The organism is Muricoccus harenae, assembly GCF_009848505.1.
Lineage (GTDB): Bacteria > Pseudomonadota > Alphaproteobacteria > Acetobacterales > Acetobacteraceae > Roseomonas > Roseomonas harenae.
Map to the genome: position 1 here is coordinate 121,627 of NZ_WWDL01000013.1, position 7,201 is coordinate 128,827.

10 protein-coding genes are annotated in these 7,201 nt (G+C 70.0%); 8 read left to right on the forward strand and 2 right to left on the reverse strand.

Translation table 11 applies throughout. The annotated features are described in order from the left end of the window. Positions 1-85: 85 nt before the first annotated feature. Genes dapD through GSE44_RS11675 form a run of 3 tightly spaced genes read left to right on the forward strand, consistent with a single transcriptional unit; the run spans position 86 to position 2,609 of the window. Positions 86-922, forward strand: a complete 837-nt coding sequence (dapD, locus tag GSE44_RS11665) for a 2,3,4,5-tetrahydropyridine-2,6-dicarboxylate N-succinyltransferase (protein WP_159348962.1) — start codon at positions 86-88, stop codon at positions 920-922. Further along, positions 922-2,049, forward strand: a complete 1,128-nt coding sequence (dapE, locus tag GSE44_RS11670; protein WP_159348963.1) for a succinyl-diaminopimelate desuccinylase — start codon at positions 922-924, stop codon at positions 2,047-2,049. The genes dapD and dapE overlap by 1 nt, the downstream gene beginning before the upstream one ends. Beyond that, positions 2,037-2,609 carry a hypothetical protein gene (locus GSE44_RS11675; RefSeq protein WP_159348964.1) on the forward strand — a complete coding sequence of 191 codons (573 nt, stop codon included), beginning with the start codon at positions 2,037-2,039 and terminating at the stop codon, positions 2,607-2,609. Before dapE ends, GSE44_RS11675 begins: the two co-directional genes overlap by 13 nt. 43 nt (positions 2,610-2,652) lie before the next feature. On the opposite strand, the gene GSE44_RS11680 is transcribed toward GSE44_RS11675, so the two are convergent. Then, a complete protein-coding gene (locus GSE44_RS11680) occupies positions 2,653-3,951 on the reverse strand; it encodes a DNA polymerase IV (protein WP_159348965.1) in 1,299 nt (432 codons plus the stop codon). A 99-nt stretch (positions 3,952-4,050) separates the two neighbouring features. On the opposite strand from GSE44_RS11680, the gene GSE44_RS11685 reads away from it, so the two are divergent. Next, the gene (locus GSE44_RS11685) at positions 4,051-4,383 is read left to right on the forward strand and encodes an antibiotic biosynthesis monooxygenase family protein (protein WP_159348966.1); all 333 of its coding nucleotides are present in this window, start codon (positions 4,051-4,053) and stop codon (positions 4,381-4,383) included. Positions 4,384-4,395: 12 nt separating this feature from the next. On the opposite strand, the gene GSE44_RS11690 is transcribed toward GSE44_RS11685, so the two are convergent. Then, a complete protein-coding gene (locus GSE44_RS11690) occupies positions 4,396-5,289 on the reverse strand; it encodes an ROK family protein (RefSeq protein ID WP_159348967.1) in 894 nt (297 codons plus the stop codon). Between the two features lie 129 nt (positions 5,290-5,418). Here GSE44_RS11690 and GSE44_RS11695 point away from each other — a divergent pair, with 129 nt between their 5' ends. The 4 genes from GSE44_RS11695 to GSE44_RS11710 form a co-directional block, all read left to right on the forward strand. Then, on the forward strand, positions 5,419-5,745 hold the full coding sequence (locus GSE44_RS11695; RefSeq protein WP_159348968.1) for a sulfurtransferase TusA family protein: 327 nt from the start codon (positions 5,419-5,421) through the stop codon (positions 5,743-5,745). After that, a complete protein-coding gene (locus tag GSE44_RS11700) occupies positions 5,745-6,668 on the forward strand; it encodes a histone deacetylase family protein (protein ID WP_159348969.1) in 924 nt (307 codons plus the stop codon). Before GSE44_RS11695 ends, GSE44_RS11700 begins: the two co-directional genes overlap by 1 nt. Positions 6,669-6,684: 16 nt before the next feature. After that, on the forward strand, positions 6,685-6,924 hold the full coding sequence (locus tag GSE44_RS11705) for an exodeoxyribonuclease VII small subunit (RefSeq protein WP_159348970.1): 240 nt from the start codon (positions 6,685-6,687) through the stop codon (positions 6,922-6,924). Continuing rightward, on the forward strand, positions 6,921-7,201 hold a 281-nt coding region (locus GSE44_RS11710), incomplete at its 3' end, for a polyprenyl synthetase family protein (RefSeq protein WP_235924734.1). The genes GSE44_RS11705 and GSE44_RS11710, both read left to right, overlap by 4 nt.

The following is a 7,201-nucleotide window of genomic DNA, read 5'->3' on the forward strand; positions in this document are numbered from 1 at the left end:
TAAATCGCCCGGCGGTGTTGGAATGGGCGCGTTGACAGCCCGCCGCCGCCGCGCGATGGGGTCCGCCCCGACGCAGGACGCCCCGATGGAACTTTCCGCCCTCCAGCCCCGCATCGAAGCGCTCTGGGAGCGCCGCGCCGAGCTGACCCCCGCCACCAAGGGCGAGGACCGCGACGCCGTGGAGGCCGCGCTGGAATCCCTCGATTCCGGCAAGTCCCGGGTGGCTGAGCCGGACGGGCAAGGCGGCTGGCGCGTGAACCAGTGGCTGAAGCAGGCGGTGCTGCTCTCCTTCCGGCTGGAGGACAGCGCGCCGATGGACACGGCTGCCGGCGCCTATGACAAGGTGCCGCTGAAGTTCTCCGACTGGGGCGAGAACCGCTTCAAGGAAGCCGGCTTCCGTGCCGTGCCGGGCGCCGTGGTGCGCCGCTCCGCCTTTATCGCGCCGGGCGTGGTGCTGATGCCCAGCTTCGTGAACCTCGGCGCCTATGTCGACAAGAACACGATGGTCGACACCTGGACGACCGTCGGCTCCTGCGCGCAGATCGGCAAGAACTGCCATCTCTCCGGTGGCGTCGGCATCGGCGGCGTGCTCGAGCCGCTGCAGGCCAATCCGGTGGTGATCGAGGATGACTGCTTCATCGGCGCCCGTTCCGAGGTTGCGGAGGGCGTGATCGTCGAGCGCGGCGCGGTGCTCTCCATGGGCGTCTTTCTCGGCGCTTCGACGAAGATCATCGATCGTGCCACGGGCGAGGTCTTCGTCGGCCGCGTGCCGGCCTATTCGGTCGTCGTGCCCGGCACGCTGCCCGGCAAGCCGCTGCCGGATGGCTCGCCCGGTCCCTCGCTCTATTGCGCGGTGATCGTGAAGCGCGTCGATGCGCGCACGCGCGAGAAGACCTCGATCAACGAGCTGCTGCGCGACTGATGGCCACCGATCCCCTTCCCATCGCGCGGGACCTGATCCGCTGCGCCTCGGTCACGCCTGCGGATAACGGCGCCATCGCGGTGCTGGAAGGGGCCTTGGCGCCGCTCGGCTTCGCCTGCACGCGGCTGCGCTTCGGGGAGGTGGAGAACCTCTTCGCCATCCGCCGTTCCGGCGGGAACGGCCCGCATCTTTGCTTCGCCGGCCATACGGATGTGGTGCCGCCGGGCGAGGGATGGCGCCACGCACCCTTCGACGCGGCGGTGGAGGGCGGCGTGCTCTACGGGCGCGGCGCGGTGGACATGAAGGGCGGCGTCGCCGCCTTCGTGGCCGCTGCCGCCGATGCCGTGGCCGAAGGCACGGCAGATCGCGGCACGCTGTCCTTCCTCATCACCGGGGACGAAGAAGGGGTCGCGACCGACGGCACCACGCGCGTGCTCGATTGGATGGAGGAGAACCACCTCGTCCCCGACATGTGCCTGGTGGGCGAGCCGACGAGCAAGGAACGGCTGGGCGACACCATCAAGATCGGCCGCCGCGGCAGCCTTTCCGCCGAGTTCACCGTGCACGGCATCCAGGGCCACGTCGCCTATCCTGACCGCGCGGACAACCCGATCCACCGGCTGACACGCGTGCTGCACCGCCTCACCGCCGAGCCGCTGGATGCGGGCACGGAGTGGTTCCAGCCGAGCACGCTGCAGGTCACCACCATCGATGTCGGCAATCCGACGAACAACATCGTGCCGGCCAGGGCCTTCGCCCGGCTGAACATCCGCTTCAACGACACGCATAGCGCCGCGAGCCTGGAGGCCTGGATCAGGGGCATCCTCGCGCAGGATGCGCCGGAGCACGAGGCCTCCTTCTCCTGCTCCGGCGAGGCCTTCCTGACGAAGCCCGGACCCTTCGTGGACGCGCTGCGCCGCGCGGTGCGGGCCGAGACGGGAGAGGACGGCACGCTGGACACGGGCGGCGGCACCTCCGATGCCCGCTTCATCACGCGGCTCTGCCCGGTTGCCGAGCTGGGCGCCGTCGGCACGACCATGCACAAGGTAGACGAGCACACCCCGGTCGAGGAGTTGCGCCGACTTTCGGCGCTCTATGGCGCGGTGATCCGGGAGTGCCTCGGCTGAGCGAGTCCCGCGTCAGCCTCGAGGTCCAGATCCTCGGTGGGCTTCGCGCCGCCGTGCTGCTGGCTCAGGGCAAGGAGGGGGGGCTGCGCTTCGCGCATCTCTCCATGGAGGGAGCCGTCCGCTCCTTCTGGGCGGGGGCGATCTGCCTGGTTCCCTTCTTGCTGATCCGGGCCCAGGGCAGCGACGCGCTGGTCCATGCGGGCCTGCCGCTCGAGCTGGTCGGCTATCTCCTGGGCTGGGTGGTGTTTCCCCTGGCCTCCGTCTCCATGGTGGATGCCTCGGGACGCGGACCGCTCTGGCCCCTGTTCATCGCCGCCTGGAACTGGGCCAATCTCGCGCAATACGCGGCGCTGCTGGCGGCGACGGTGTTCGGTCCCCTGCTGCCATCCGGGCTCAGCGCCGGCCTTACCCTCGCCGCCTTCGGCTATGCGGTCTGGGTGGAGTGGTTCGTCGCCAAGTCGGCGCTTCGGATCACCGGTCTGCGGGCGGGGCTCTTCGTGCTTGCGGACATGACGATCGGGCTGTTCATCGCCTCGCTGGTTCAGCGGCTGGCCGGCTGAACGGATCGCCGGCGCCCGCGACGCAGGATCAAGGCAACGTTTATTAGCCCTGCGCCTCGCCACGGTGGCGCGTCGGCTTAGGGGGGGCCGTGGGAAGACCACGACCGGCCCGCACCGTGCCCTCGCCGAACTTCGCCCGCAAAATTTCCATGGCTTCCCAGCGGGCGGCGCGGCGGGGCGCGTCCGGATCCGCCAGGTCGCCGCGATCGGCGCCCGCGCCTTCCACCAGCGGCTGGGCACCGATGCCGATCAGCCGGAAGGCCGTGCCATCCGCCTCCCGCGCCAGCATGGGCTTCGCGGCGGCATAGATCGTCTCGGGCACCGCGCTGGCCCCGGCCAGGCGTGCATGGCGGGTGCGCAGGGCGAAGCGGCTGGTCTTGAGCTTCAGCACCAAGCCGCCAGCTGCGAAGCCCTGCTCCCGCAGTCGGCGCGCCAGCTTCTCGCAGAGGCGCCAGAGGATCGGCTCCATCTCCGCTGGAAGGGTGAGGTCGCGCGGGAAGGTGGTTTCCGCGGAAATGGACTTGGTGTCGCGCTCCGGCCGGACCGGGCGTGAATCCTCGCCACGGGCCCGGGAAACCAGCGTCGGGCCGTCCTCCCCGAAACGCCGCATCGCCTCCCGCGCCTCCAGGCTCTGCAGCTGCCCCAGCGTGGAGAAGCCCATGGCGGCCAGCTTCGCCGCGAAGGCGGGGCCGACGCCCGGCAGGATCGTCACGGGCTCGGAGGCGAGCAGCGAGGCGGCCTCCTCCACGCCGATGCAGGCCAGGCCGCGCGGCTTGTCCCGTTCCACAGCGATCTTCGCCAGCAGCCGGTTGGGCGCGAGGCCGATGGACACGGTCACCCCCACCTCCCGCTCCACGTGGGCTGCGAAGCGGGCGAGGGCGGCCGCCGGTGGGGCGCCGTGCAGGGCTTCAGTGCCCGAGAGGTCGAGCACCGCCTCGTCGATCGACATGGCCTGCACAAGCGGCGTTAGCCCCTCCATCAAAGCTCGGATCTGCCGCGATGCGGCGACGTATTTCTGGAAGTCCGGCTTGATGACCACCGCATCGGGGCAGGCCGCCAGAGCCTTGAACATCGGCATGGCCGAGCGGACGCCGCGCGTCCGCGCCACGTAGCAGGCGGCGGATACCACCCCCCGCTGCCCGCCACCCACAATCACTGGCCGGCTGGCCAACTCCGGCCGGTCGCGCTTCTCGACGCTGGCGAAGAAGGCGTCGCAATCGACATGGGCGATGGCGAGGGAGAATAGTTCAGGATGGGACGTGACGCGCGCGGAGCCGCATTCCGCGCAGCGGCGGAACGCCTGGTCAGTTCGTGCGAAGCAGTCCCGGCAGAGCGAGGGCATGGGCGGGTTCTAGCACGGAACGGGAACGGGTCCCGAGTCGCCGGACTGAACCCCGGGCAATACAGGGCGTTCGCCGTGTAACGACGGCAGGAGGTCATGATGGCGGAACGGCCGGGAATCGCGCGGATCTGGCGGGGCAGGGTCCCCGCGGAGCGGGCGGATGAATATGCGGCCTATCTCTATGAGAAGGGCATCCGTCCATTGGAGCAGAAGGCGCTCGGCGTGCAGCAGCTGCGGGAGGACCGGGAGGGGGAGAGCGAGTTCGTCACCATCTCCTACTGGCGGGACGTGGACTCGATGTCCTCCTTCACCGGCGGAGATCCCACCCGGATCCACCACCTGGAGCGGGACCCGGAATTCCTCATCGAGTTGCCGGAATTCGTGCAGGTCCTGCGGATCACCAGCTCCAGCGGGCACACCGGCGGCGGCTGAGCCGGCGGGGGTTCAGCGGTCCCAGAGCCGGGCCGCGCCGAAGACGCCGGAACTGTCCCCATGCTTGGCGCGGACGAGGTTCACCGCCTTTGTGTCCCCGAAGATCCATGGCGCCATAAGGCCCGGCACGTCGCGATAAAGGTGGCCGAAGTTCGAGACGCCACCGCCGAGCACGATCACGTCCGGGTCCAGCACGTTCACGATCATGGCGAGGGCTCTGGCCAGCCGGTCGGCATAGCGGGTGAGGGCGGCCTGGGCCGCAGGGTCACCCGCGAGGGCGCGGTCCTCGACCTGCTTCGCATCGCGATGGCCGGGGCCATCCGTGTCCTGCGCCAGGGATGGGCCCGAGAGGAAGGTCTCCAGGCAGCCATGCTGGCCGCACCAGCATTTCGGGCCGGGAAACTCATCCGGCTTCATCCAGGGCAGGGGGGTATGCCCCCATTCGCCGGCCACACGGTTCAACCCGTCCAGCGGCCGGCCCTGCACCACCCAGCCGCCGCCCACGCCGGTGCCGAGGATGGCTGCGAAGACCACCTGGTGGCCCATGCCCGCGCCGTCGGCCGCCTCGCTCATGGCCAGACAGTTGGCGTCGTTCATCACCCGGACCGGCCGACTGAGGGCCGTGGCCAGGTCGCGGTCCAGCGGATTGCCGTTCAGCGCCTGGGAGTTGGCGTTGCGCACCAGCCCGGTCAGCGGGTTGATGCTGCCAGGAATACCCACGCCCACCGTACCCGCCATTCCCAACTCGGCCTCGGCCTCCCGCACCAGGGAGGCAATGGTCTCGATGATGGCTGGATAGCCCTGGCTGGTGGGCTTGCGGCGCCGCAGCAGGACCTCGCCGGCCGGGTCCAGGGCCACGATCTCCGTCTTAGTTCCGCCGAGGTCCACGCCGAGCTTGATCGTCATTCGATGATGAATGCCGATGCCTCCTGGCGCCGTCCAGCGGGCGCGCGGTCACAGGAGTGTCGATAGAGGGCGGCGCCCCGGCTGCCGCGCTGGACTTGCGGCGTTCCAGGTGGTGGATTGGCTGGTCTGATGGCCGCCACTCCACACCCCCCCAAGTCCGCCGCGCCCAAGCCGGCCGCCAAAGCCGAGACGGTCCTGGACGTCCAGGGCCTGACCTGCCCCTTGCCCGTGCTGAAGGCTAACAAGGCCCTGCGCGGCATGCCCGCCGGCGCCCGCCTGACCGTGCTGGCGACGGACGCCGCGAGCGTCGCCGATTTCCAGGCCTTCTGCCGCGAGACTGGCCACGCCCTCGTCTCCTTCAGCGAGAATGCCGGGGTGTACCGCTACACCCTGCGCAAGCGGGAGGAGGCCGCCGCCGTGCCGCCCGGCCCGGCCAGGGGACCGGCGGCAGGCTGATGCTCCTGCTGACCCACCCGGCCTGCCTCCGCCACGAGAACGGGCCGCACCATCCGGAATGCCCTGACCGGCTGCGGGCGGTGATGCAGGCGCTGGAGGCGCAGGAATTCTCCACCCTGGTCCGCGCCGAGGCGCCGGAGGCGACGCGGGAGCAGCTGCTGCGCGTGCATCCAGCCACGCATGTGGACCGTATCCTCGGGACCCGGCCGGCCGAGGGCAGCCGTATCCAGCTGGATCCGGACACCGCCATGAACGCCCATTCGGCCGAGGCTGCGCTGCGCGCCGCCGGCGCCGGGGTGGAGGCGGTGGATTGCGTGATGCGTGGGGAGTTCCCCCGCGCCTTCTGCGCCGTGCGCCCGCCCGGCCACCATGCCGAGCCGAGCTCCCCCATGGGTTTCTGCCTGTTCTCCAACGCCGCCGTGGCCGCGCGCCATGCCCAGGCCGCCCATGGGGTGGAGCGGGTGGCAGTGCTGGATTTCGACGTGCATCACGGCAACGGGACCCAGGCCGCCCTCTGGGATGAGCCGAGTCTCATGTTCGTCTCCTCCCACCAGATGCCGCTCTACCCCGGCACGGGCGCGGCCTCCGAGCTTGGGATGGGCAATATCCTGAACGCGCCGCTGGAGGCCGGGACGGATGGCGTGGTCTTCCGCCAGGTCTGGGAGCGGGAGCTCCTGCCGGCCGTGGAAGCCTTCTCGCCCGGGCTCATCATCGTCTCCGCTGGATTCGATGCCCACCGGCTCGACCCGCTGGCCGGACTGCGGCTGGTGGAGGAGGATTTCGCCTGGATCACGGAGGCAATCGGCCAACTGGCCAACCGCGTCTGCGGTGGACGGGTGGTCTCCATGCTCGAAGGCGGCTACGACCTCGCCGCCCTCGCACGCTCCACGGCCGCGCATCTGCGCGCCCTGATGCGCGCCTGAAGACTGGAGCGATCGCATGTCCGAAACCGATGCCCCCGAGGTGGAGAGCCTGTCCTTCGAAGAGGCGATGGCCGAGCTGGAGGCTATCGTGAAGCGCCTCGAGGGTGGCCAGGCAAAGCTGGAGGAAGCGATGGATTCCTACGCCCGCGGCACCGCCCTTCGCGCCCATTGCGAGCGCAAGCTGGCCGAGGCCGAGGCGCGGGTGCAGGCCCTGGTACATGGCGCCGGCGGCCCGACGCTGCGGGACGTCGAATGAGCGAGGACATCGTCATGGACAGCCTGGATATGGACAGGCTTCTGACTGCGATGCGCGAGGCCGCCTCGGAGTTGGACGAGGCGTTGGATGCGTTGTTGCCGGCGGAGGAGGGGGAGGAGCGGTCTCTTTTTGCGGCGATGCGTTATGCGACGATGGGTTCGGGCAAGAAGTTGCGTGGGTTTTTGGTGTTGGAGGGGGCGCGTCAGTTCGGGGTGTCGCGGCAGTCGGCCTTGCGGGTAGGGGCGGCGGTGGAGATGCTGCACGGCTATTCGCTGGT

Bases quoted from the DNA above. Each gene is read 5' to 3' on its own strand.
- dapD (WP_159348962.1), top strand. From the start codon at position 86: ATGGAACTTTCCGCCCTCCAGCCCCGCATCGAAGCGCTCTGGGAGCGC.
- dapE (WP_159348963.1), top strand. From the start codon at position 922: ATGGCCACCGATCCCCTTCCCATCGCGCGGGACCTGATCCGCTGCGCC.
- GSE44_RS11680 (WP_159348965.1), bottom strand. From the start codon at position 3,951: ATGCCCTCGCTCTGCCGGGACTGCTTCGCACGAACTGACCAGGCGTTC.
- GSE44_RS11685 (WP_159348966.1), top strand. From the start codon at position 4,051: ATGGCGGAACGGCCGGGAATCGCGCGGATCTGGCGGGGCAGGGTCCCC.
- GSE44_RS11690 (WP_159348967.1), bottom strand. From the start codon at position 5,289: ATGACGATCAAGCTCGGCGTGGACCTCGGCGGAACTAAGACGGAGATC.
- GSE44_RS11695 (WP_159348968.1), top strand. From the start codon at position 5,419: ATGGCCGCCACTCCACACCCCCCCAAGTCCGCCGCGCCCAAGCCGGCC.
- GSE44_RS11700 (WP_159348969.1), top strand. From the start codon at position 5,745: ATGCTCCTGCTGACCCACCCGGCCTGCCTCCGCCACGAGAACGGGCCG.
- GSE44_RS11705 (WP_159348970.1), top strand. From the start codon at position 6,685: ATGTCCGAAACCGATGCCCCCGAGGTGGAGAGCCTGTCCTTCGAAGAG.